This window comes from Carnobacterium sp. FSL E2-0243, from assembly GCF_038003605.1.
In the GTDB taxonomy this organism is placed as follows: domain Bacteria; phylum Bacillota; class Bacilli; order Lactobacillales; family Carnobacteriaceae; genus Carnobacterium; species Carnobacterium maltaromaticum.
This window is the reverse complement of sequence record NZ_JBBOPM010000001.1, coordinates 1160582-1185563: the sequence shown is the minus strand read 5'-3', so window position 1 is coordinate 1185563 and position 24982 is coordinate 1160582. Positions and strand designations below refer to the sequence as shown.

Genomic DNA, 24982 nt, shown 5'->3' with positions numbered 1-24982 from the left:
TTTTTTGCGTTAAAAATAGAGAAGATTCATAATCGAAACTTCTCTATTTTAATTGACTTAGATCTCCATAACTAATTGTACCTAGATTCTTATCTCAAAAATCAGCAAGTTTAATGATTGACTTTCTGACTTGTTCACTCTTCTAGATATATTCCTTTTCCAAAATCATTTATGCAACTGACTGATTTAACATTTATAAAACGAGTTTGAATAATCTGTTTTAATTTTTCATGACTTAATTCACTTGGTAAAATTAATGTTTTATGAATTTCAACTTCTTCTTTTATATTTAAAGAAACTTTTCTTTCTGCTATAAATCGAACATCATAGATCATTTTCTGCTCTAATTGTGCTTTATTACTGCTTTGCATTTCTATCCTCCTCTTTATCTAAAAAAGACTAAGAAATTCTTAGCCTTTCACATACTTATTTTTTATTTTTTTCTGAACGTTTAGTAGATATTTCTCCAGCTATTGGACGTTTTTTATTGGGTCTATTCGTTGGTGCTTTTTTTCGTTTTCTTTTTTGGGCTTGGCGTTTACGTCGTTCGGCTTCAGCTTTTTTCTTTTTCTTGCGATAGAATATAATACATAAAATCACAACTACTAACAAAACACCAATTACAATTCCGCCAACAATCCAGTACATGCTATAATCTTTTTCCAAATCTGCTGCTTTAGCATTTAATTTTTGAGCCGTTTCACGATCCACTGTGAAGTCTTTATTCCATGACCATTCTTTATCTGGATTTTCAGCTTTTGCCACAACTGACATCGTATAGTCTCCTGCTTGGTATGCTTTATTATCCATACTAACACCAAAATCAAATGTTGAATTTGGTGCCATCCTTAAACCTTGTTTTGTTGCCTCATATAATACTTCTTTGCTCCCTTTTTTTGTTACTTTTGCCACTACTTCTAGGCCGTCAATAATTCCAGGTTCCGTATTGGATAAATTGGCCTTAACAGTATTAACACCCATAACTTGACTAGGAAAAGCTTTGTTCATTTTCATCTCTGGTACAATAACAGTTTCATTTTCAACTAGAACAACACCAAAATTATAACGAATAATATTTTTAATTTGCATGCCACCTTCAGATTCTTTTTTTGTGTCATCAGCTTGATTCAATCGAATATTGATTCCGCCAATAATCAAACCATCAAATTCCTCTGCAGGCATTTTAACTTTTATCATGACTGATTTATCACTCTTCGGATCAATAGTAACATTTTTTTCAGTTGAAGCTAATTTTGAAAATGGATACTTTAAACTAGCATCAAACTTTTTTTGACCATCAGGATAATCAATAATTCCATTGTCATTTGTTATTCCCGCTGCTAAGCTAACTTCAACTTTTTGTACTGTATCTGAGGTATTACTCAATACTACTTCTAAATCTTGTTCTTGATTAGGTGTCATTTTCAAATAAAAATAAGACGCCTCTTTATTAAACTGATTTTCTGGTAGTACAACTCTAGCAGAAACAGGTACAGAATCATTATCCGCAGCCTCTACCTTTAGTAAGGAATAACTACTTATAAAACTCGTAATTAAACAGATTATAAAATAAAATTTTGCTCTTTTCATCTTGCATTCGCTCCTTCAGATAAGTAACTATTCTATTTAATGTATTAAGAAAAATCAGATTTTTCTACTAAGATCTGCATTAAACCTCTTTTATGCAAACTAAGTATATTCTTCTAACCTAAACACTCAAAAATTCGGGCAATCCAAATCGCCCGAATTTATTTATCAAGTGACTAGATTTATGTTGTAAGTAACTAATTAAATGACATCTGCTAGCGTCCAAATTAAGTTAGCTTCATACGTTTCACCGTCAACTTTTATATCACTAGCTGGAACATGTAAACTAATTCCAGTATTTTCTTGGTCTGCTGTATAGGTTGCATCTTTTGTATAACTTGCATTAAAAACAGAAGATGTAATAGTTGAATTTGTATTTTGATTGGCTTTTACATTTAAAATATCAATTCCTGATGTTCCATCTGTATTAATCTTAACTGCAGTTGTTCCAAAACCAGCTACTCGATCTAATGTTGTGTTTGGAGTTAATTCATCATAGACATTATTTGTAATTTTTTCTTGGTTTAATGTAATGTGCGTATTTGTTAATTTAGGACTATCCGTTTTAACTGTTGGGCTGAAAATAGTTCCGACAACACTCAATTTCCATTTTGCTGTCATACTTCCACGAGCATCTGCGACTTGAACAAAGTTCGGAATGTAATTAGCTACACCGTCTTTTTTATATCCTTCAACAATAGCGTTGTACTCTTTACTTGCTGTTGAAATTTTTTGATTTCCAAAATGAATATTCGGCACATGATTAATTCTTAATGAACCAGTAGTATGTCCGCCTTCATCTGGCTCAATAACTTCAGATGGTGTACCTGGTCTAATAATTTCACCAATAGTATTAGGGTCCTTATCTTCTTCAAAAATCACATCAGATTTGGTTGGAACTGATGCTGCAGATGCTAAATTTGTCCCTCCTACTAGTGATAAAACAATACTTGCTAATCCAACTAAGGCAACTTTATTTTTGGTCATTTTATTTCCTCCTCTTAGATCAAAAGCTCGTTGAGCCATTTAACTCCGTCAAGAAAATAGAAAAATTGATAGGATATTTTTTGCCATCTTGAATTTTTTTCTCAAGGAGTTGGCTCAAAAGAGCAAACCTGATAGAATATGAACGAGGCTTGATTATTGCCCATAGACTCGTTCATTTCTTACTTATTTTCACTAAACTACATTAACTACACTTTGATTTTGATACTTAGTTTCCGCCACCTTGGAATTTAACTTTCCCATAATTTGCAATTTGGAAATCGCTAACTGCTGAAGCACTTGTTGATTGAACTTCACCATTTGTATTTTTAGTAATACTTGTATTAAACAATCTTAAGTCACCAAATGCAGTTTCTGGAGCACGACTATAATCCCCGCCAGTTTTTGTCCAAGTTAGAACTTCACTTAAGTTGACCCCTTTAATTTCAGTTTTTGAGCTATTAAACAATGGTGCATTGGCTAATTTGTTTGTTACTTCAAAATTAGTAGCTGCATTTAAATTAAAATCTACATAGTTATAGACACTCTCAATAACGCCGTGCTTAGCATTACCCGTTACAATTAATTCAGCACCTTCATCTAAATTGATATTTGTACCGTATTGTTGTATTTTCATAGTCGCATAGCTTCCGCCGCCACGTCCATTAAAGTTAAGTGATGAACCACCAGAGATGTTCAATGAAGGTTCTTCAGGGAAATCAGCTCGTGGAATAAATTGGAAAGCCACACCTGCTGCATCTACATTAAATGCAACTCCATTCCCAACATTTACTTGGTATACCTTGTCGTAGAATACTGGGTAGTAATAATTTTTGTCATCATTAGGTGAGATTTTCACATTAATGGTTGCATTGTCTTCAATTGTAACTTTACCTGTTGCTTTTCCTTTAATTAAAGCTCCGTTAAAGTAAAAGGCAGAAAATTGACCTTTACTAGCAGATGTTCCATTATAAACAGTGCCTTTTTTGAAAACTAAATCATGAACCCAAGCATTTTCAGCGCCTGTATCAATTTTATTTGTTCCTTCAAAAACCAATGTTCCTTCTGATAGGTGTACAAAACGAGCGCCTGTATAGGTAACTCCTTTTGCATTTACATCCCAACCATAACTTGAAGGTCCATTACCTGATCCACCAGTAAAGAAACGCCCACTACCAGCATCCCCTGTAATTGTTGCATTTTGAACAGCAAAAACATTTGTGCCTTTCGTGTTTTGTTTGCCGTAGATTGAATAGATATTTGAATCAATTACAACACCGGTATCAGCACTACCATCGATAACAACATCTCTATTAGGAATATTTGTAATATTTCCTGTAAATTTGATACTTTTCGTTACTTTAATAGCCGTAACTTTTACATCTAATAATGCAGCTTTAAATTCAGCAATTGTGCTAACGTTTGTATAATTTACTGGTGCAGCAAATGTAACGGCAGCACTCATTGGTTCAGGAGCAACTGGTGCGGTAGCATCAACTGTAGCTGGTGCTTCCTCCTTGGCAATAATGACTCCATCTGCTTGATTTGTCTCCGTAGCAATAACAGTTGATACTCCTGTTGCTAACGATAAAGCGATTGTACATAACCCAACTAATGCAAATTTGTTTTTTTTCATTTTTTCCCATCCTTTAATTTAGTTTTATTTTTTTATTTCATTGTTCCTATATAGCGCTAGATATTGTCCAGACTAAATCTGCTTGATAAACTTTTCCGACGTTAACAGAATCTGACTGTGGTTTTACCAAAGTAATTCCTGAGTTTTTCCCGATTGGAGCATCTGTTTCATTTGCTGGATCTTGTGGAGCAACATAATTTGTGCTCTCTGTATAAGCTGAATTAAAGACAATTGAAGATTTTGACCCGTTTGTTGATTTTCCAGCTTTTGTTTTTAAAATTTCTACACTATTAGTACCATCCGTTGGAATCTCAATGGCTGATCCAGAAAAACCTGTAATCCGATCTGAAGTAGATGCTGGGACTACATAATCAAAAACATTATTGGTTAGTTTTTGTTCTTTTAGTACAATTTTTGTATTATCAAGTTTATCCGTTGCACTAGCTGTAAGCACTGTTGATGAAACTGTGACTGCCCATTCTGCTTCAATACCTCGTTCGTCTGTTACTTGTAAAAAATTAGGAATATATTGAGTTTCAGTAACGGCTCCACTAGTGTACGTGTAACTCTCATTATTCGCTTGGAAGGTTTGATTCCCAGCACGATAAATGACTTTACCAAAATTAATGTGGGGTGCATGCTCAATTCTCAACGTCCCTGTAGTATGTCCACCCTCTGTTTCAATTTCTGTGTCCTCTGTATCTGGCTTGACTACAGGACCGGTTGGATTCGTTGGTGCTTTAAATTCTACTTTTCCTTTTGTTGGTACACTTTCATTAACGGCAGCATTAGCTGTTGCGGCTAAGCCAGACAGTCCAACAGTTGAAACTAATGCGATAACTGCTACTTTAGTTAATTTCATTTTATTTTCTCCTTTTATTTTAATAGACTTTAAATTGAATCACTTAAAGTCCAAGTCAAATCACTTTCATAGGCTTTATCAACAACAATATTATCCCCATTTGCTTTATCTAAAATAATTCCAGCATTTTTTTCTCCAACAACATAGGATGAAGCGTCTGTATAGTCAGAATTAAAGACTACCGAAGTTTTCGAACCATTTGTTGATTTTCCTGCTTTTGTTTGCATAACTAAAACAGAATCCGTTCCATTTGTTGGAATAGTTAATTCTGTTCCAGTAAATCCAGATACAAGTGTTTCTGCACTAACTACAGGAGTTGCATAGTCTGTCACCGTATTAAAGAATTTTTGTTGCTTCACTACGATTTTAGTATTCACTAATTCTGGAACCGTTGCAGGTCCGCCACCAGCGACTTTTTCTTTAAAGGTTGTTCCTGAAACAGTAACTTTCCAAGTACCTGTGTCATCACCACGCTCATCAGTTACTTGAACAAACTGAGGAATTGCTTGATCTCCAGCTACACCGTCCTTTGTATAGTTCTCAAGAATTGCTTGATGTTTTGTATTCCCAGTTTTAAAAGTAACTGTACCAAATTTAATATCTGGAACATGTTGCAATCTCAAAGGACCGGTTGTATTGCCTCCGCCTTCTGGAACAATAATATTTTCTGGTTTGTCTTCTGTATCTGGCTTAACTACTTCACCAACTTCATTTTCTCCAACTTTTTCAAATTGGACAGATCCCTTAGTATCAGCTGTTTTATCTAAAGCTGATGCTGCTGGTACAAAAGTAACTAAAATTAACCCACTTAATAATGCTGTTGCTAAAATTTGTTTTTTCATTTTTCAAAATCCTCCTAATAAATTATATGCTATCTGAAATAGTCCAGTTTAAATCTGTTACATAAGGTGTAGCCGTATTATCTTTAATAACTTGGCCAGCTGGAATGGTTAATTGGACAGCAGGATTGCGTCCCTCTTTAGTTGCATCAACAGTTCCTTCAGTACCTGTACCATCCTTACCTTTACCTGAAGTTTTTTCTGTAGAACTTCCCATTGGCATTGTCCAAATCCCATATCCTTGTCCTACTGCTGCACTTAATAAATCATGTGCTTGATTATCACTAATCACAATTGGAGTTGCTGAAACTGTTGGAAATACTGTAGAATCTTTAATCTCACTACCAGAATTCACACTAAAATTTTTCAATGTTATTTTAGTATTTTCTATTTTGTCTGTTCCAGAAGTAAAGGTTCCATTCGTTTTAACAGAAACTTTGAAGCCTTTATTTCCACCGCGCGCATCTGTAACTTGCAAATAGTTAGGAACATCCGATTCTTCTGTTTCACCAAATTTTACTCCTCTTGCAAATAATGCATAATAATTTTGTTTCGTTGCTACAATTTTATTATTTGTGCCAAAATGAAAGAATGGAGTCACATCTAAGCGTAGCGCACCAGTTGTTGGCGTTGGCGGATCAACTGGGACAAAAGGTTCTAACGGATCAGGTTTTTCTGGATCTAAAGGATCGGTTGTTCCTGATTCATCTTTCTCAAAGCCAACATCCCCTTGAGTAGTCACCGATTTATCAACCGCAAAAGCTGGTAGTGCTGATGAAAACAGTGTTAATGCACTCACTGCTGAGATTAATCCGATTTTTCGTACTTGTTTTAATTTCATTTTTCTTCCTCCTAGTATAAAATCTGGTTTATTTTAACTGTTCAATCTAATTGCTTGGATTGAATCATTCAGTTACTAAATTGAATCGCTTAGGGTCCAAGTTAAGCTAGTTGTATAATGACCTTTTTCTTTAACGGAATCTTTTGGAACAGTTAAAGAAATGCTTCTTTCACCTTCAGTATCGTCTTGTCCGAAATTAACACTCCAGCTCCCCATACCGGTTCCATTTTCAGCAGCCATGACTAACACATTTTGATTATCATTTAATAGGACTGCATCCTTTGTAAATCCAGTCGGTGTTGCAGTAATTTCATCCAAAGAGACGATAGAAGTATTGTTAAACGCTAATTTTGCACCATTTAATTCTGCTCCATCCGCATTTTTTAACTGTCCATTTTGTTTAACAGTTAATCGCCAACCAGTATTCAATCCCCTATTATCTGTTAATTCCACAAAATTAGGTCGTTTAAAACGTTGTTTTGAAGAATCAGCGTACTTGATGGTATCCAAAGACGCGTAAAAAATAGTTTCTGAATCTGCTAAATCATAAGAACCAAATTGTATATCAGAAACATAATTTAAGCTTAATGGTCCTGCAGTAGGTGGTTTAAATGGTTCTAGAGGTTTATCTGGATTAAGCGGGTCTACCGGAGGAGTAATATCTGTATTTTTCCGGAAACCTACATCACCTTCAGTTTTCATCTGACCACCATCAACCGCTTCAACTTGTCTTGGAGACAGTAAGAGGAGTAACAGTAATCCAAAAAGACTAAATTTTGTTGCATTTAAATTTTTGATATTCATTTTCCGACTTTTTATTAAACGATATAAAGCTATAACGACCATTAAAAGACCAAATAAAAACCACTGATAATAGCTTTTACTTTCACCAGTTTGTGGTAAATAATTGTCCCCTGTAGAAGTGTCACTATTTGGTACTTCTACATCTATTTTGTCTCCACCTGTATCTGGTAATTTTATTTTAGTACCTTCACCTGTAAACTCTATTCCAACTGTAGATTCCATCTCACTTGCCATTGCTTGCTTTCCAGCTGAGCCACTCAAGAACCCTACCAGTGCTAACAACCCCAGAAATAGAACACCTTTTGAAAGAAGAGAGTTAAATTTAATTGACATTATTTTAATTCCTCCTTTTATTAAGGTCCTACACTTAAAGTCCAAGTAATTTCACCACTATAGCTACCTGATACATTCATACCTGCACGTTGCTTTAAAAATAAACCTTTTCCTTCATTATTTTTCCAAACAATTTGTTGACTCGTTAACGAACTAGCGTTTTTTATGATTGGTTGGGCAGCACCTTTGCTTAAAGGCAAGGAATTACCTGCTTGATCCACAAAAAATAGATTGCCATTTAATAGTCGATCACCATTTTTAAATTCTTTTGATACTTCTGCATTAATCGACCATGGCGCATTTGCAATTCCACGACTATCCGTAATGTTCACTACAAAATCGGCTTTTGGATCATGAATAACAGTTCCAGTACTGATTAAATCATTGGTTTTAAAATCAACTTGATCTGTAGCTGAGAAATCAAGGATTCCCTCCGTTACATCTAATGAAATTAATTGATTTGGCAAATCTACTGCTTCATTACGTGAATTTAATCCACTCATGTGTACAAGTGTTTCCAACGGTGATTTCATCACTGCTTCAACCATGACATTAGCGGTATAATTAAAACGAATTCGGCTATCCATTTCAGTAAATTGATATTGAGGATCAGTTGTTTCAAAAATAATTTGATTCCCTATTTTTTCAAACTTTGTTAATCCGCCATTCGTCAACTCAACATCTGGTTTCCCAGGACGAACAATTGTCACACTAGTTGACAACACAATAGAGTCCAAACCTTCTGGTAGATCTACAACGATTTTTTGATTTTTCCAAACAGTATATGCATTTTTCAACGAGCTTTGAATCGTAAATCGAACTGCATTACCAGGTTTAACATTTTTATTTTCTTCCCAATCTCCACCTGTTATTTTCTTTTCTACTTTAGGTTCAAAAGTAATCATTGGATCGCTATAGTCAAGCACAGCCAAATTAGCCGAACTAGAGCTAGTTACAGGATCTTGATTGCTATCTTCCCCTGTTGCCTCCGTTGTTGATGTGTAACTTTGGCCAAGTGCTGCATCTAGAACTTTTGTATCGAATTTTAAATACATCGCTTCTGTTGCTGTAACTGAGTTTGTTAACTTCGCAGTAATTTTCCGTCCGTCAATTGTAATAGTTGCAGGGATTTCACTTGTTCCATCACTTAACTTGACACTAGAAACAGTAGGAAGTTCAACACCTTCTGGCACTGTTATTGAAATAATAGCTTTATTCCAAATTGAGCCTTCAACTGCCTTCGTAATTTTTCCTTGGAAAGTTAGTTCATCTTGAATATGCGCTGTTTGATTTGTTGAAAAATCTAAACTTTGTGTGTTATTTTTGATCATTTCCTGAATTTGAACATCAGGAATTGGATCCCCATTTTCAATTAAAATTTTCACTTTTATTTTAGCTTCTACGCCTTGGGCTGTTTCAATCACAACCCAAACATCAGCCTCGCCTTTTTTAGAAGTATCAGGCGTATTATAAAAACCCGTAATTTTAATTGGTTCGTCATTCGGTGAACCAGTATCTGTTCTTAAAGTTCCTGGAACAATAAAATCAACTGGATCTAGCTTGTCCCAATCTGCTCCAATCGCAACTTTTTTCCCATCTAATGGATCAGCATCTGGTATTCCGCGATAAAGCATATACGAAATTGCTTTATCTTTAGTAGGATCAGTTTCAACTTCTGCCGTTTGGGTAACCGTTCCTAATAAAACATTCCCGGTATTAAACGTATTTTTTGCTGTTAAAGGAACTTGAATATAACTTGTATCTAAATCATATTGTTTTTCTCGATGTCCAACTTTATTCTTATATTCATTAAGATCAAATTTTTCATTCGGTAGAGCCTCAACTAAAATCCGATACATTTTATTGTTAAATGCATCATCTAATGGATTCACAGCTTTTAAAATCAGTTTATTCTTATTACTTCCATCATAACTAGCCGTAAATTGATCCGTAATTTCAGTATTATCCAAAACATTCTGAACCTTAACTGTACTTAAATCAAAATCATATTCGACTGGAAGTTCAGAACTGATCTGAAAGTCAGTTGAATAATAGGCACTCTTTTGAGCTGGAATATTTTGTAAGATTTGATACTTCATTCTCATTGGATTATCTGTTGTTCTTTCACCAATCACTTCTGGCTTAGATGGATAAATCCGCGCTAAAGGCGTTTGATTATACATTAATATCATTCCATTAGCAGTAGAAGTCTCACTCGTATTTCCTTGTGCAGTCATACCAATTGGATAATCTGCAATATTGTCAAACAACGTTGTTAAATAGGTATCTTCCGTCGCAACACTACCTGCATCACCAAAAAACCGATCAAAACCAGCTTGAATTGGTTCTGTTTTATAGGTAACTGTCGACGGTTTTGCTGCTGCATCCGACGCAAAAATAGAGGACATGTGCTTAGCATCATTTCGAATATCGGTTTGTTTGAATTTATTTTGTCGTTGAAAATTCCACATTCCCGAGATATCATTTAACTTAGTTCCTGTTTGATTGTCATAAAATTCATAATGGTAACTATAATAATCATCATTACTAGAGTTTTTTAGTGTTCCAACTGCCATGAAATAATCACCATATTTAGTTGAACTATAAGATTCCGGATAATTTATACCTCGATCTTCGTAAGTGACCGTTGCCACACCAAACTCAGCTGACTCCGACAGGCCATTTTCATTTGGGTTTTGATTGTTAAAATTCTTCCTTCGAACCCGCACTTCATCCACGACAACTCTTACATCAATCCAATTCCCTTTATAAATACCTACTTTTGTAGCAAGTATATATCTTGGAGCTGTTGGGTTCGTTAATTTTGAGCTATCTTCAAAAACATACCCTCTTAAAGAGCCTTTATACTTATTGTCTGTGTTATCATAAATTCCTTCACCCACAGCTGTATAAGTTGTGCCTTCAGAGAGTTGCATGACAAAAGAATTTTTCCCAGGTATCACATAAGGAGCCGTTGATGTTGATTCTGTTTTTGGGATGACCTTAATTCCTGGATATTGATGAATATCTGTATATCCAGTTGCTATAAAGGGCGTAATTTGATTCAGTAATAAATCATTATCCAGTAAAGACTCTGATTCATCTGTTCCCTGTTTAGCAAAATCAATTTGATTCTCGATCACAGCTAAATCAATTACATTTGATTGCTCACCAGATAATTCAGCATTTAATTGATAATTACCAACCTTATTCCCTATAATAGAAAGTTGGATGTTCACTTCATCTTTTGTCTCTATAAGCGAAACTTCAATTTGCTGTTTTTCAGCATTCCATGCAATCGATTTCACCCCTTTTTCGTCATTTAACTCTTTCGTCTTAGACTCTGAAAAAGTGATGCCCTCTGGTAACTTAACCGAAAGAATATTATCCGTTTTACTTTCATCTCTAAATTCCCGTTTAATCGTCAAAACAGCAGCGGTTCCCAAAGTCAGTTCTTTTTTGTCAGCTACCAATTTTACTCCTGAATCTGCCTCCACCCGACCACCAGAGCTACTAATGAATTGATTGACAGCACCAATACCCAGACCTATGGATAAAAAAATCGCAATAGTCAACACTAGTATTCTCTTTTTATAACGTATCATTATACCTCCTCCTTAATGTAGCTCCACACCTACTTATTATAAAAAGTGACTCCTTCTTCTATAATGAATAAGTTGTTTAGCGAGAATAAAATAAATAGACCGATTCTGCCTTCTCATAAAACAACTACCCACTGGTTAAAGAAAGCTCACAAACCCTATTCTAGACTATAGACACTCATTTTTTTTTTTTTTAAATTCATATTTTTCATAAAATAACTAAAACAGTTAAAATTATACTTTTTAATTTTAGATTACTAGTACTCTTTTATTTAATTCCTAAAAGGCGTATTCAAATAAAATGAAATGAAATCTTAAATAAAAAAACCAACCATTAAATGGCTGGAAAATGAGTATACTTTACTAGTTTCTTATGCATCTTATCAAATGATATTTTTTTGATGACCTTGTTTACTTCAGCTAAATCATTTTCATCAGGCTCTTCGCCCCAAATAATCATAGGCGTATTTAATTGGCTGATTCCTGCATAAAGGCGATCAGAAACAATTAAATCAACATTGTTGTAATCCTCAGAAAATTCTAGATGTTCCTCATTTGATCGATTGATTAAGTTTTGTAAATACGCTAATTTTTTGTTCCCGTAGACTGAAATTAAGTGAACTTTAATGCTATTTTTTTGACTATCAATGTTAATGAATTTACGTGCAATCATTTTATATCTAGGTAATAAACGTTCTTTATTTATAAAAATTTTCTTGTATTTTTTATTTTCAATTAGTTTTTGGTAGAAAAAATCCATTAGTGAGTCATAAAAATCATTGGTTTCATCTTTTATGTGACTAACCTCTAAATAGTCATTAAAAAAAACCGAAATATTCCCTTTAAAAAAGGCTATCTCCGCATGTAAATGAATCAAATTAGCATAAATTGCTCCGTATTCAGCAGCAGATAAAGATACCTCAAAAAAATCACTGCAAACTTTTAACCAATGATTGGTTGCTCCAAAAATTTCACCATTACGATTTTGTGAAAAAATTAACGTTTCACTAATCTGAGGATCATCCATTTCAAAATAATCATTCGAATACATAACAACATATAAAAATTGAATTTCGTTTAGTAAATCTGATTCACTTATAGTAGGAAATAACTGCTTAAACTCTTCTAATAAAGCATTTTTAAAATAAGTAAATGCACTATTGTCATCAATAATTGAATTGTATAGACCCACCTGTTCAATAGTATGCCCGAGGTTAATTCGAGTCGTTATAACGCCTAACCAAAATGCAATTGATTCTTGCTCTGAAATATATAAAGTAGTTGTTTTTCGTAATCCTTCAATTCGTTTTATTATTTCACAAAACTGGTTCTTATCAATTTTTTGAAAAGGCCACTCCATACCCCAATGTGTACTCCAATAGAAATGATAAAAGAAGTAACGAATCTGTTTTTCTTCTCCTTCAAAAGAAGCCATATTATTCGCTTTAAATTCAATTGAATAGTGTTCTAATAATGGTTTAATTTCATTTAATCGGCCATATAATGTACTGTAACTAATATAATTCGCACTAGAAAAAGTAGCAATATCAATAAATTCTTCATTAAAAATTGCATCACATGCTTTGAATATAAAGGACTCCTTTAAATAATACAGATTGATTGTTTCCAAAGAAAAACTGGCTTTTTTTTTGAGAGATAATGTTCGATCATTATTCGTGACTAGGGTAATACTATTTTGCCAAGGTGCTAACTCAATCTTTAATGATTGAACCATTTTAGTAATTGTTTTACTATTATGACCTAATTTTTGTTCTAATTCTTTAATTGAAAACCCACGCTTTTCAGAATCAAGCAAAGACAACAAATACATCTTTCTTAAAGAAATTCTTTCTAAAAATACATTCAAATGGTATCAACCCTTCCTTTCTATAGTAAACCATTTAGCAGTTAAGTTATGCTCTTAACTCCATTTATTTATTCCAGGCCTACAAATAGTATACCTAATACCAATCTCATTTCTTTTTAAATATTTTCTGTTTTTTGAACAAAAAATTAAAAGGATTATTTCAATAGAAAATATTTTCTAAAAAAAATAAATAACATTAAAATATTACGAAAAATGTATTTCTACTTTATTTTGAAACTATCGTTAGACATTACAATAACAACTATTTTCAAATTTCTTAATTTTATAAAAAAGAAATAGTTTATTTTAGCTTTAATTAGGTTATTAAGCAATCATATGAGATAACTTTTAAAAAAAATGGTAAAAATAACAGCTTCAAAAAATTTAAAAAAAGGGACTATGCTAAGAATTTTTTGAAAATGAATACTTTTCATCCATTCAGAGCTATAAACTAAACTTTAATAATTAGAAACAATACTAAACTAACAACAAAAAAAATGGTATACTTATAAGGCTCAAGCTATACTCTTGTATAGCCAAAGTTTCTTAGTTTTTTATTCGGCTAAGAGCCTGCTGAAGGAGATGTTGTATGAGTAAAAAAAATAGATATTTTTTAGGTATTGTTTTAGCTATTGGTGTGGGTATCTTTATTTGGGAATTTCGCAAATTATCTTTTACCGAAGTTTGGAGAGAGCTTCAACAGCTAAATTGGGGTTGGATTTTAGTTGCTTTTCTCTCAATGTTAGTATATTGGGGATTCAAAGCGAAAATAATACAAAGTTTACTGCGTAGACGTTATAAAAGTTATAAATTTAGCAATGCCTATCGTGTATCCTTAATTGAAGATTTTTTCAACGCAATTACACCATTTTCTACTGGTGGACAACCAGCACAATTAGTAGCATTAAATAAAACTGGTGTCGATATTGGTGTTGGAAGCTCTGTATTATTGATGAAATTTGTAGTTTATCAAGGTATGATTGTTGTTGTTTTTGGTATTTGTGTTCTATTTGGCTATCAAGCATTAAGTAGTCAAATTAGTCAGCTAGCTGGGTTAATTATATTTGGCTTATTAATTCATATAGTCGTAATAATTGTTCTGCTATTGATTACATTTAAAGCAAACTGGCTAAAATCAATTATTCATTGGATTTTAAAAGGCCTAAAAAGATTTAAAGATCAAGAAACAATTGCCCGTTGGGAAGAAGGATTAGTTGAAAAAATAGATGCTTTTTATGAAGAAAGTGTTTATATTCGTAATGAGAAAAAACTTCTACTTGAAATCAGTCTACTAACTCTAATTCAATTATTTTTCTATTTTATTGTCCCTTACTTTATATTACTCAGTTTAGGTGTCAGTCATATTAGTATTCTAACAATTATTAGTTTACATGCCTTTATTGTTCTGATTGTCTCTATGTTTCCAATTCCTGGGGGTGCCGGGGGTGCTGAGTATAGTTTTACTTTACTTTTTGGTGGTTTCATTGCAAATCAGGAAAAACTAGTGATTGCTCTGATCTTATGGCGTATTTTCACTTATTATCTAGGTATTTTCTTAGGTGCATTTGCTTTGAAATTTAAAAAAAGTGAACCTTTAGAAAAAGATTAAAAAAAGCGATTTGGTTAAATTAACCAAATCGCTTTTTTTTTGACTTTTTAAGTCATGTGAGTTCCTTTATCTACATAAATAATTTCTCCAACAATTCCTCGAGACATATCACTCATTAGGAATGCTGCTGTATTTCCAACTTCTTCAGTTGTAACTTGCTTACCTGAAGGTGTTCTGGCTGCTTGCTCATCTAACAAAGCGTTGAAGCCTTTAATACCTGAAGCTGCTAGTGTTTTAATTGCTCCTGATGAAATAGCATTCACACGGATGTCTTGTTTTGCTAAATCTAAAGCCAAGTAACGGACAGCTGCTTCTAATGAAGCTTTTGCCAAGCCCATAATATTATAATTGGCGATTGCGCGCTCAGAACCAATATAAGTCATTGTAATAATGCTTCCACCTGGATTCATGATTTTACTTGCGTAACGAGAAACTAATAATAAAGAATAAGAGCTAATATCGTGAGCAATTGCAAAACCTTCTCTAGTAGAATCAAAAACATTTCCACCAAGTTCTTCTTTACGAGCAAATGCAATTGAATGGACCAAACCATCTATCGTACCATATGTTTTATGAATTTGATTGAAAGCCTCTTCAACTTGTTCATCAGTAGCTACATCACATTCAACGAGGTTTGCTTCTGTTCCCACTAGTTTCTCAAGCTGTTTTTTCACACGATCATTTTGGTACGTATAAATAACAGTCGCTCCACAATCATTCATTGCTTTAGCACAACCCCAAGCGATACTCGCTTTATTTACAACACCCATAATGACAATTTTTTTATCTTTTAACAATGTATTCAAAACTATTCACATCCTTTTTATTTATAGCCATTATAACACATAAATTTAACTTCTTGCTAAAAAAAATGATTACTTTGTGAATTTATCATTGTAGATAAACGTTGTATACAAAGAAACACAACACCCTTTCTATTATTTTTTCACTATCTATCCCTAACTATTTCTCATTTTATTTTCAGGTTATACTAAAAAACTACTTAAGCTTTTGCTTAAGTAGTTTGTGATTTATTTTAAAGAGTTTTGCAATAGATTGGATAGTTCACTATATTGTTTTAATTTTTGATAATTTTTTTCTGGTAGCTTTACCTTTGTTCTGCGAAAATTTATTTTAACTAGCCTTAGCTCCTCATAACGCTTCTTATAAATAAAATCTTCAATCACTTCAATATGATCCAATACCTCTTCACTATAATCCTTTTGAGGATGTTGACTCTTGTAACGCATCCAATAAAAATCAATTAACTTTACCCTGTTTTTTAATTCTTCAAACTGACGATACTCCAATGTTCTGTAATCTTTTTGCATTTTCTTCCCCCTATATAAAAAGTTCGTTGAGCCGGTTTAACTCCATCAAAAGCTCGTTGAGTTCGCTCAGGCTCGACTGAAGAATAGGGAAATTTGATGTGACGTTTTTTGTCACCTCGAAATTTCATCTTTCTTCCGAGAGGCTAACTCATAGAAGCTGGCCTTGGCAAGAAAATAGGAAAAATTGATAGGACGCTTTTGTCCTCTCGAATTTTTATTTTTTTCTCGAGGAGGTGGCTCATAAGAACTAAGCTAAATAGAAAAATTTAAAAATAGTTAAAATAGTTGCTTTTATTAACAATTAAATCGAACCTAAACATAGATAGATAAATACTCCTCTTCGACTAAATTAATCTTTAAATAGTTCATTTAATAGCCAAAAACATTTAACTAAAAACGTTATTTTTTAAACTAAAAAACTTTTTATAAATTCTTCACAAGTAAGTATAACACAAAAAACTAACTAAAAACATGGTTTTAAATATTTAACAAAATAAAAAAAGGAAAACAAAATCTTCTCACTCGTTTTCCCTTCGTTATTTAATTAAGCATTTTTCGTTTTTTTACTAATACCCTGAATCAACAAAATAACCAAAGCTAATGGTAATAAAAACTTAAATCCTACAATTAAAGCCAAGCCCAAAAACTTAATAGCAATCCCCAATACTACAAAAAAACCAATTATAGATAAAATTGTCATTACAACCGAACGTGTCTCTCTCATCTCAATCTCTCCTCGTATAATTATCTGATAAAGCTAGTTTACCATTCAAGGATACCAACGTCATGGGGCTTTAGCCCTAAGGCTATTTCGGACTATCTGCTGAATTTAAGCTACCTTTTAGATAGATTTTCATTAATAAATATTGGTACACTACCCCTTATACCCAGCAAACTTTCCCTGAGAAGATTAGATTAAAAAACTCAGCTCTCTAATTTAGTCATATCCGTATTATTTTTGCGAACTAGTTTTAATCTAAATAGTATGAAATACAAATAAATCCATATTATATAGTATCTTTTATGAGAAAATCAGCCTAAAAAAAACACCACTAAGACTAAAAAGTCCTCGTGGTGTTTTTTTATAATTATACTAAAAACCTATTATTCTTGGATATGTTCCAATGTTTTTAAGAAAATATCTTTAACGTGATCATCGGATAGAGAATAAAAAATGTTTTTTCCTTCTCTTTTCGATTTAACTACATTAGCTGTTTTTAAAGTTTTTAATTGATGAGATACAGCCGATTGTGACATATTTAAAGCCACTGCTAAATCATTGACACACATCTCATTTTCCTCTAAAATCCAAATAATTTTAATCCGAGTTCCATCTCCTAAAACTTTGATAAAATCAGATAATTTTGCAACGATATCTGCTTCTGGTAACTTATTCATAACACGCTGAACAATTTCAGGTTGAACGATCTTATTGCTTTCTTCCATGCTTGATCTCCCCTGTCTTTTAATAATTGATTTAGTTTAACAAGCTAAAAAGCTCTTCCTATTTATTATAAAGGAATTCTACCTTAGGTCAATAACTATCCCATAAATTTATCTGACTAGAACAGCTAATAAAGAGCAAATAAATGTATTTTATAGTATACTGTTCTTAAGTTATTTAATCTGAAAAGGTGGTTTTCAAATGAATCCAAGTCAAGATAAAATCGAATCAATCGATGCCTATATTTCACAATTTCCGCTAGACATTCAATTAATCTTAAAAAAACTTAGAAAAGTCATAAAAGAAGCTGCTCCAGAAAGTAGTGAAAAAATAAGTTATCAAATGCCTACCTTTGTCTTAAATGGCAACTTAGTTCATTTTGCTGCTCAGAAAAAACATATTGGCTTTTATCCTACACCAAGTGCGATTATAGCCTTTGAGGAAGCTTTAAAAGACTATAAAACGTCAAAAGGTGCCATTCAATTTCCATTTGATAAACCCATCCCCTATGAGCTTGTTCGTGAAATCGTTCTTTTTCGTGTTGCTGAAAATAAATTAAAATAGATAGTATAAGGGCAATTCCTATAATCAGATGGAATTGCCTTTATATTTAGGTGAAATAAATTAATTAGCTTAAGCAATCTAAACGATCTCCTCTTGTAGTAATTCAACTAAGCGCTGATAATCCCAGATTCTTTCGGTTGGATTCGCTTTAGCAGCATAATCTGAAGCATAGACTGCGTGAGTTGCTACATGAACAGTTGCAGCCGCGTGACCTGCTGATCTTGCCGCATAACAACAATTATCCTCTACTGCATCTCGCGCAGCTGCATGTGCTGCAAAAGCTGCTGCTCTAGCTTCACTTACCGTACATTTACCTTTAATCCAATTTCGATTTGCTCGAATAGCCTCGCTAGGCCGACTATCCTCTTGATAATTCTCATTAAAAATAGGCAAAACTCTCTCTGCACATTCTGCTGCCCAAATAGCTAATAATTGATGATCTGCATTTTTTGCAAGCTTGTGAATTTCTTGCTTGATAGCACGATCGTTTTTTTGCTCCATTTGCTCTCCCCCATAACTATTCAAAGATCAACTCACTATCAGTATACCAATACGAAGTCGTTTCATCCATACTGGGGGATTTCCCATCAAAGAATAGCATGATTTTATTATAAAAATATCTCTTGAAAAGGTGGGATTTCTGACCTAAAACAGGTATAATGAACTTGTGTAATTAAATAATAAAACGCTGATACAAGAGAGGAGCAAGAAAATGACGAAAAAAAGTATTTTTAGAGATGACTTTCTATGGGGTGGTGCAACCGCTGCCAACCAATTTGAAGGCGCTTATTTAGAAGATGGTAAAGGTTTAACCATTGCCGATGTTTCGCCAGGTGGAAAAGAACGTAGAGCTTTACTAGCTTCTGAAGATTATCCCTTAGAAATCGATGAAACTAAATACAGCTACCCGAATCACTTAGGAATTGATTTTTATCATCGCTACAAAGAAGATATTGCTCTATTTGCTGAAATGGGTTTTAAAACTTTTCGCATGTCAATTTCTTGGGCACGTATTTTCCCAAATGGCGACGACGCGACGCCAAATGAAGCGGGTTTAGCTTATTATGAAAACGTAATTGATGAGTGTCTCAAATACAATATTGAGCCAACCATTACTATTTCACATTATGAAACACCTTTAAACTTAGTAAAAGCTTATGGCGGTTGGAAAAACCGTGAACTGATTACTTTATTTGAAAAATATGCACGAACTATCTTAGAACGTTTCCACAGCAAAGTAAAATATTGGATGACATTTAACGAAATTAATACTGGTGTAATGGGCTCTTTCTTTACTTTAGCCATGCGCAATGAATCCTTACAAAATAATTTCCAAGCTTTGCATAATCAATTTGTGGCTAGCGCTAAAGCTGTAAAAATTGCTCACGAACTCAATCCTGATCTTCAAGTTGGCTGTATGAGCATTTATGCAACTATGTATAGCATTGATTCAAACCCAGATACTGTGATGTCAACCGTTGAAAAAAATCGCATGTTTAACTATTTCTGTAATGATGTTCAAGTTCGTGGCACCTATCCAAGTTATGCGCTAAAATTCTTCGAACAAAACAATATCACGCTAGATATCGCAGAAGGTGATTTAGAAGTGATTAAAAATCATACCGTAGATTATCTTTCATTTAGTTACTATATGTCTGCTACAAACTCTATCGAACCACAAGATGCTACTACCGAAGGAAATTTCTTTGGTGGAGTCAAAAATCCATTCTTAGAAGCTAGTGAATGGGGCTGGGAAATTGATCCAGTCGGTTTGCGGATTGCATTATGTGACTTATACGGTCGCTATGGAGTTCCACTTTATATTTCTGAAAATGGCTTAGGAGCTGTCGATCAACCAGATGCAGATTTTTATGTTGCTGACGACTATCGAATTGCTTATTTACAAAAACATATCTCAGAAATGGAAAAAGCTGTTGAACTTGATGGAGTTGATTTATTTGCTTACACACCATGGGGCTGTATTGATTTAGTTAGTGCTTCTACTGGTGAAATGGCAAAACGTTACGGTTTTATTTATGTCGATTTAGATGATAATGGTCAAGGAACTTTAAACCGTTACAAGAAAAAATCTTTTGACTGGTACAAACAAGTCATTGCTTCAAATGGCATGGATTTAAGTTCAAATAACTAGTAAGAATGATGCGCTAAAAGCCTGATTTTCCGCTTTTAGCGCATTTTAATTTGATAAAAGAAAGGAAAGAAAATGACTGAATTAGATACTATCCAAAAACTAGCACACCCGATAACAAAAGATTCCTTAGTTACTGATTTCAAGAACTTAGGTATAAAAAAAGGAGATATTCTAACTGTTCATTCCTCTCTAAGTTCAATAGGCTGGGTTTCAGGTGGAGCTATTGCTGTAATTTTAGCTCTATTTGAGGTTCTTGGTGAAAATGGCACCTTGATTATGCCCGCTCATTCTGGCGATTTATCTGACCCTTCAGGATGGGGCAATCCACCAGTACCAGAAAGTTGGTGGCAAACGATTCGTGATACTATGCCTGGTTATCATCCCAAATATACACCAACACGGAGTATGGGAGCTATTGCTGAAGCATTTCGTTCTTTTCCTGAGGTTTATCGTAGTAGCCATCCACAAGTTTCTTTTAGCGGATGGGGACAATATGCGGCGGATATATTAGCGAATCACTCTTTAAACTATGGATTAGGTGAGTGCTCTCCTTTAGGGAAAATTTATCAATTTTCTGATGCAAAAATCTTACTTCTAGGCGTAAATTATGAAAATAATACTTCGTTTCATTTAGCTGAATATCGTCAATCAGATGTAAAACCGATTAAATATGGTGCTCCTATTCTTGAAAATGACAAAACAATTTGGACCGAATATACTGATATTGAATTATTTACTGACAATTTTCTAACAATTGGTACAGATTTTGAAGCAGAAAACAAGTGCATTAACGGAACGGTCGGCAATAGCAAAGTAAAATTATTCAATCAAAAAAAAGCCGTTGATTTTGCTGAATCATGGCTAAAAAATCATTCTCAAAAATAATAAAAAACAGCTTATCTTAGCTGTTTTTTTACTTTAAGATTTCATAGGATTTTTTATACTTTTGTTGCTTAGCAAAATAACTACTAGCCTGTTTTTTTACCTTTTGAATAAAACTATCATCATTAGATAGATGAATTACTTTCAGTAATTGGGTAATTTGTTCAACATATGCTTTCTCATTGCCAGCATGTATAGCACACAAAGCCGAACCAAATTGGATAAAGTAATCCATTTCTTGTGGCCTTGCTTCTAGCCCATTTAAAGTCGCCAACAACAATTCAGCTTTTTCTAGCTCACCTTTTTCTGAAAATAAAACAAATAACTCAGCTATTGGTAAATATTCATTCTTTAAAATAGGACGATTGGATTGAAGTTTTGCAATTAAACTAAAATAAAATGCATCTAAATAGGTTTCTTTTTCAGACTCAGCTTTCATTTCCTGCAAAGTGCAGACTAAACGATAATGAATAATTAAACGAAATTCAGCTTCCATTTCTGGGTAGTCCTCTAAACTAATTAAAGCCGCTTCTAGACTTGTTACCGCATGGTCATAAAACTGAATAAAATAATAAACAAAACCTTTAAAATAGAGTAATTGAATCTTATTACCTTGCTGATTAAGTGGAAGTTTTTTAGTTTTATCTAATGCAGAATCAATTAATTTTAAAGCACTCTCATATTGACTTAAACAAATATAATTCAACGCAATATAACCTTCGACCATTACATTCACCTTTGCATCTGAATGTTCTAAAGCTAAGTATTTTTGATAGCTATTTATTGACTCTAAATAGCTGGTTGCTAAATTTAAGCGCAAGCCTTCATAGAAATAATAGTACCGTTGTAACTCAATAGGTAAAAAACTCTTATCAATCAATTTGGCAAAAGAATGAATAAACAACTCACGAATTTCTTGGGCTTCGTTAAATTGCCAAGACTTTAGTTGATAAATACAGACTAATAAGTAATAACTTATTTCAGCTATGGGGCTTTCCATTTGAATAGAATAGTTATGCTCTATCTCATCTAATTTTTGCTTAGCTTCTAGCATTTGATTGCGCACCAAACAATTAAAAAGATCAATAAAAAGTGTTTCCAAGTCTGAATTTCCAACCTCTTCAAAAACTAGCTGTTGATGAGAAACATTTAAACGATCCGCTAAAAATAATAATGTCTCAAGGCTAGGAATCTTCTTACACGTTTCAATATTGGATAAATAAGAAATCGAAATAATCCCAGTTGCCAATTTTTTAGTTGATAGCTTTTTTTGCTTGCGTAAATTAGCAATCCGCACACCTAAAAGCTGAGTCATACTTTCACCTCTTTTATTCTGGATAATGTAACAGTATTATTATATCATATTCGTTATCCAAAGATAAAAGACTAATTTTTCATTTCATCAATCAATAATCTGAAGTCATCGTCAAATGTAATTCAACAGGTTGATCTGAATTATTTTGATAAACATGTGGGAGATTAGCTGCAAAGCGTATCGTATCAGATTTTTTTAATAAATAAGTGGTTCCCCCGACGATTAAAGTTAATTCACCTTCTAACACCGTAATCACTTCTTTCGAGCCATTTGGATGCGATTCTGGTGTATACATGCTTGTTGGAGCTAACCTTGCTCTAAATGTCTCACTTTTATTTAAGTTAGTCACTAATGGAGCAAGTGCCCACTGATTATCATCTGAAAAAATAGTGAAATTTTCATCTCCTCGTAAAAGAACAACCTCTTCACTTTCTAAAAGTTCCATCAATGTCACACCAAGTCCATTGGCAATTTTCCATAAGACCCCAATGGTTGGATTCGTTTTTCCTTGTTCTATTTTATTAATCGTTAATTTACTCACACCTGTTTGATCTGCCAAACCCTCTAAGCTAAGTTTATTGGCTTTTCTTAAACGCTTAAGATTCCCCGCTAAAGATAGAACCATTTGGTCATTTTCATTTAATTGGTTTGTCATCAAAACACCTCTTTAAATATATTATACTATACTTTTCAGATTAAATCACATATTATAATTGACTTATTTCATTTTATAAAGTAAGATGACAAAGTTGAAAAATTTTTTATGAAAAGAGGAACTATTTATGCGTGCAATTTTAGTTGGAATCTTAGCTTCGTTCTTTTTTTCTGCTACTTTTATCATTAATCGTGTGATGAGTACAGGAGGAACTAGTTGGGCTTGGACAGCTTCATTACGCTTTTTATTTGCAATTCCGTTTCTACTACTACTGGTTATTGGTCGTAAAGGTCTAAAAGAACTACTAGCTGAAATGCAAAAGAACATTGGAACTTGGCTACTTTGGGGTACCTGTGGTGGCGTTGGTTTTTATTCCCTATTGAGTTTTGCTTCAGCATATAGCCCTTCTTGGTTAACATCTGGAACTTGGCAAATTACGATTTTAGCTGGAGCCTTACTATCACCATTATTTTATGTATCGATTCATACAAACGGCAGTACAAAAAAAATCAGACAAAAAATTCCTTTTAAAAGCTTAGGATTCTCATTAATTATTCTCCTAGGCGTCATTTTAATGCAAGTTAAAGAGGCCAATCAATTAACTTTTTCAGACTTTTTATTTGGATTTATTCCTGTCGTTGTCGCCGCTTTTTTATACCCATTAGGCAATCGTAAAATGATGGAAGTTTGTCAGGGAAAACTTGATACTTTTCAAAGAACATTAGGAATGGCTTTAAGCAGTATTCCTGTAGCATTGCTTTTAGCGTTATTCGGCTACCAACAAACTGGACTTCCAACAGCTCCACAATTTTTACAGATTTTATTATTAGCTATTTTCTCAGGAGTAATCGCAACAATATTATTTTTTGTCGCCACAGATTTGGCTAAAAGTAATATGGCCCTTTTAGCTGCTGTTGAATCCACACAAGCTGGAGCAATGATTTTCACTATATTAGGGGAGGTTATCATTTTAAATGGCCCCTTTCCACAAGGACTATCCTTGATTGGAATGATTTTAGTTATTTTAGGTATGTTGATCACCAGTATCGCAAATCGAAGATAGTTTTTAAAAGTAATAAAGCACAGGCTACTACTTTATCGTATGTAGGCTTGGCTTTATTTTTTGAGTCTATAGGAGTTTAAATTAAAAATTTACGCTTTAATTCCTATCTTAGGAATACTAGTTTTATAGTACTTAGATTAAAACCGCTACCCTTCAAAAGCTACCTCTATCATACCTTAAAACAGGAAAATCTATCGGTCTCCCCGCTATTTCACCCTATCTATTACCAACAGACAAATTAAAACAACACAAAAAAACCTCTTTGTGACATTACATAGAATGTTCAAAAAGGAGAAATCTTTGACCTATTTAATTTTCAGATTAACCTTTACGCTTCCAACACACATCACAAACGGTTCCTTTGCGTGGATCTGTTACAGGTTCGCCACATTCAACACATCGCTTAGTACCTCTAGCAATAACTGTGTTTTCTTTCAAATTCTTGGCATCTTTTTTTCTTTGTTTATTTGAACTCATCCCTACAACTCCATTTCATTTCTAATCATAACAAATCATCCTCTCCATTAATAGTAAAATAGCTACATTTTATTAAAACCCTCCTATTTTTATGCAACAAAAAAAGCTGTAAAATAACTTTCACAGCTTCGATTG

General features: G+C 33.3%; 23 protein-coding genes. 5 read left to right on the top strand and 18 right to left on the bottom strand.

All coding sequences use genetic code 11. The features are described 5' to 3' along the window. Nucleotides 1-134: 134 nt before the first annotated feature. From MHI00_RS05560 to MHI00_RS05515, 10 genes are all read right to left on the bottom strand, one after another. Nucleotides 135-371, bottom strand: coding sequence for a hypothetical protein (locus MHI00_RS05560; RefSeq protein ID WP_015076992.1), 237 nt, complete (start codon nt 369-371; stop codon nt 135-137). Between the two features lie 55 nt (nt 372-426). Next, a complete protein-coding gene (locus MHI00_RS05555; RefSeq protein WP_341111820.1) occupies nt 427-1590 on the bottom strand; it encodes a DUF916 and DUF3324 domain-containing protein in 1164 nt (387 codons plus the stop codon). Nucleotides 1591-1788: 198 nt separating this feature from the next. Beyond that, a complete protein-coding gene (locus MHI00_RS05550) occupies nt 1789-2574 on the bottom strand; it encodes a WxL domain-containing protein (RefSeq protein WP_056998967.1) in 786 nt (261 codons plus the stop codon). A 226-nt stretch (nt 2575-2800) separates the two neighbouring features. After that, complete coding sequence (locus tag MHI00_RS05545; protein WP_187958435.1) at nt 2801-4207, bottom strand: pectate lyase-like adhesive domain-containing protein; 1407 nt, start codon at nt 4205-4207, stop codon at nt 2801-2803. A 46-nt stretch (nt 4208-4253) separates the two neighbouring features. Further along, complete coding sequence (locus MHI00_RS05540; RefSeq protein ID WP_015076999.1) at nt 4254-5069, bottom strand: WxL domain-containing protein; 816 nt, start codon at nt 5067-5069, stop codon at nt 4254-4256. 29 nt (nt 5070-5098) lie between these two features. Continuing rightward, entirely contained in the window at nt 5099-5911 is an 813-nt protein-coding gene (locus MHI00_RS05535; RefSeq protein ID WP_015077000.1) for a WxL domain-containing protein, read from the bottom strand. Nucleotides 5912-5933: 22 nt separating this feature from the next. After that, on the bottom strand, nt 5934-6749 hold the full coding sequence (locus tag MHI00_RS05530; protein WP_010051832.1) for a WxL domain-containing protein: 816 nt from the start codon (nt 6747-6749) through the stop codon (nt 5934-5936). A 75-nt stretch (nt 6750-6824) separates the two neighbouring features. Beyond that, the gene (locus MHI00_RS05525) at nt 6825-7886 is read right to left on the bottom strand and encodes a WxL domain-containing protein (RefSeq protein WP_010051831.1); all 1062 of its coding nucleotides are present in this window, start codon (nt 7884-7886) and stop codon (nt 6825-6827) included. A gap of 20 nt (nt 7887-7906) precedes the next feature. Further along, entirely contained in the window at nt 7907-11491 is a 3585-nt protein-coding gene (locus MHI00_RS05520; RefSeq protein WP_341111809.1) for a hypothetical protein, read from the bottom strand. A 331-nt stretch (nt 11492-11822) separates the two neighbouring features. Further along, a complete protein-coding gene (locus MHI00_RS05515) occupies nt 11823-13355 on the bottom strand; it encodes a helix-turn-helix domain-containing protein (protein ID WP_010051829.1) in 1533 nt (510 codons plus the stop codon). A gap of 589 nt (nt 13356-13944) precedes the next feature. Between MHI00_RS05515 and MHI00_RS05510 the strand changes: the two genes are divergently transcribed. Next, on the top strand, nt 13945-14964 hold the full coding sequence (locus tag MHI00_RS05510; RefSeq protein ID WP_010051827.1) for a lysylphosphatidylglycerol synthase transmembrane domain-containing protein: 1020 nt from the start codon (nt 13945-13947) through the stop codon (nt 14962-14964). A gap of 47 nt (nt 14965-15011) precedes the next feature. Here MHI00_RS05510 and fabI read toward each other — a convergent pair whose 3' ends face one another. The 4 genes from fabI to MHI00_RS05490 all read right to left on the bottom strand — a co-directional run bounded on the left by fabI (nt 15012) and on the right by MHI00_RS05490 (nt 17741). Continuing rightward, the gene (gene fabI / locus MHI00_RS05505) at nt 15012-15770 is read right to left on the bottom strand and encodes an enoyl-ACP reductase FabI (RefSeq protein ID WP_010054727.1); all 759 of its coding nucleotides are present in this window, start codon (nt 15768-15770) and stop codon (nt 15012-15014) included. 225 nt (nt 15771-15995) lie between these two features. Then, a complete protein-coding gene (locus MHI00_RS05500) occupies nt 15996-16295 on the bottom strand; it encodes a hypothetical protein (RefSeq protein ID WP_010054726.1) in 300 nt (99 codons plus the stop codon). A gap of 544 nt (nt 16296-16839) precedes the next feature. Then, nucleotides 16840-17019 carry a hypothetical protein gene (locus MHI00_RS05495; protein WP_029452091.1) on the bottom strand — a complete coding sequence of 60 codons (180 nt, stop codon included), beginning with the start codon at nt 17017-17019 and terminating at the stop codon, nt 16840-16842. Between the two features lie 380 nt (nt 17020-17399). Further along, nucleotides 17400-17741 (bottom strand): ArsR/SmtB family transcription factor, encoded by a 342-nt coding sequence (locus tag MHI00_RS05490; protein ID WP_010054725.1) that lies wholly within the window; start codon nt 17739-17741, stop codon nt 17400-17402. Between the two features lie 199 nt (nt 17742-17940). Here MHI00_RS05490 and MHI00_RS05485 point away from each other — a divergent pair, with 199 nt between their 5' ends. After that, nucleotides 17941-18303, top strand: a complete 363-nt coding sequence (locus MHI00_RS05485) for an iron chaperone (protein WP_010054722.1) — start codon at nt 17941-17943, stop codon at nt 18301-18303. A gap of 78 nt (nt 18304-18381) precedes the next feature. On the opposite strand, the gene MHI00_RS05480 is transcribed toward MHI00_RS05485, so the two are convergent. Then, nucleotides 18382-18804 carry a putative immunity protein gene (locus MHI00_RS05480; RefSeq protein ID WP_341111793.1) on the bottom strand — a complete coding sequence of 141 codons (423 nt, stop codon included), beginning with the start codon at nt 18802-18804 and terminating at the stop codon, nt 18382-18384. A 211-nt stretch (nt 18805-19015) separates the two neighbouring features. Between MHI00_RS05480 and MHI00_RS05475 the strand changes: the two genes are divergently transcribed. Both MHI00_RS05475 and MHI00_RS05470 read left to right on the top strand, forming a co-directional pair. Then, entirely contained in the window at nt 19016-20455 is a 1440-nt protein-coding gene (locus tag MHI00_RS05475; RefSeq protein ID WP_341111790.1) for a glycoside hydrolase family 1 protein, read from the top strand. Between the two features lie 72 nt (nt 20456-20527). Next, nucleotides 20528-21340 (top strand): aminoglycoside N(3)-acetyltransferase, encoded by an 813-nt coding sequence (locus MHI00_RS05470; protein ID WP_341111787.1) that lies wholly within the window; start codon nt 20528-20530, stop codon nt 21338-21340. A gap of 28 nt (nt 21341-21368) precedes the next feature. On the opposite strand, the gene MHI00_RS05465 is transcribed toward MHI00_RS05470, so the two are convergent. Continuing rightward, a complete protein-coding gene (locus MHI00_RS05465) occupies nt 21369-22652 on the bottom strand; it encodes a helix-turn-helix domain-containing protein (protein WP_201735379.1) in 1284 nt (427 codons plus the stop codon). Nucleotides 22653-22743: 91 nt separating this feature from the next. After that, complete coding sequence (locus MHI00_RS05460; RefSeq protein ID WP_015077011.1) at nt 22744-23307, bottom strand: helix-turn-helix domain-containing protein; 564 nt, start codon at nt 23305-23307, stop codon at nt 22744-22746. 127 nt (nt 23308-23434) lie between these two features. Between MHI00_RS05460 and MHI00_RS05455 the strand changes: the two genes are divergently transcribed. Beyond that, the gene (locus tag MHI00_RS05455; protein ID WP_135055942.1) at nt 23435-24370 is read left to right on the top strand and encodes a DMT family transporter; all 936 of its coding nucleotides are present in this window, start codon (nt 23435-23437) and stop codon (nt 24368-24370) included. Between the two features lie 321 nt (nt 24371-24691). On the opposite strand, the gene MHI00_RS05450 is transcribed toward MHI00_RS05455, so the two are convergent. After that, on the bottom strand, nt 24692-24847 hold the full coding sequence (locus MHI00_RS05450; protein WP_010054707.1) for a hypothetical protein: 156 nt from the start codon (nt 24845-24847) through the stop codon (nt 24692-24694). Nucleotides 24848-24982 lie beyond the last annotated feature (135 nt).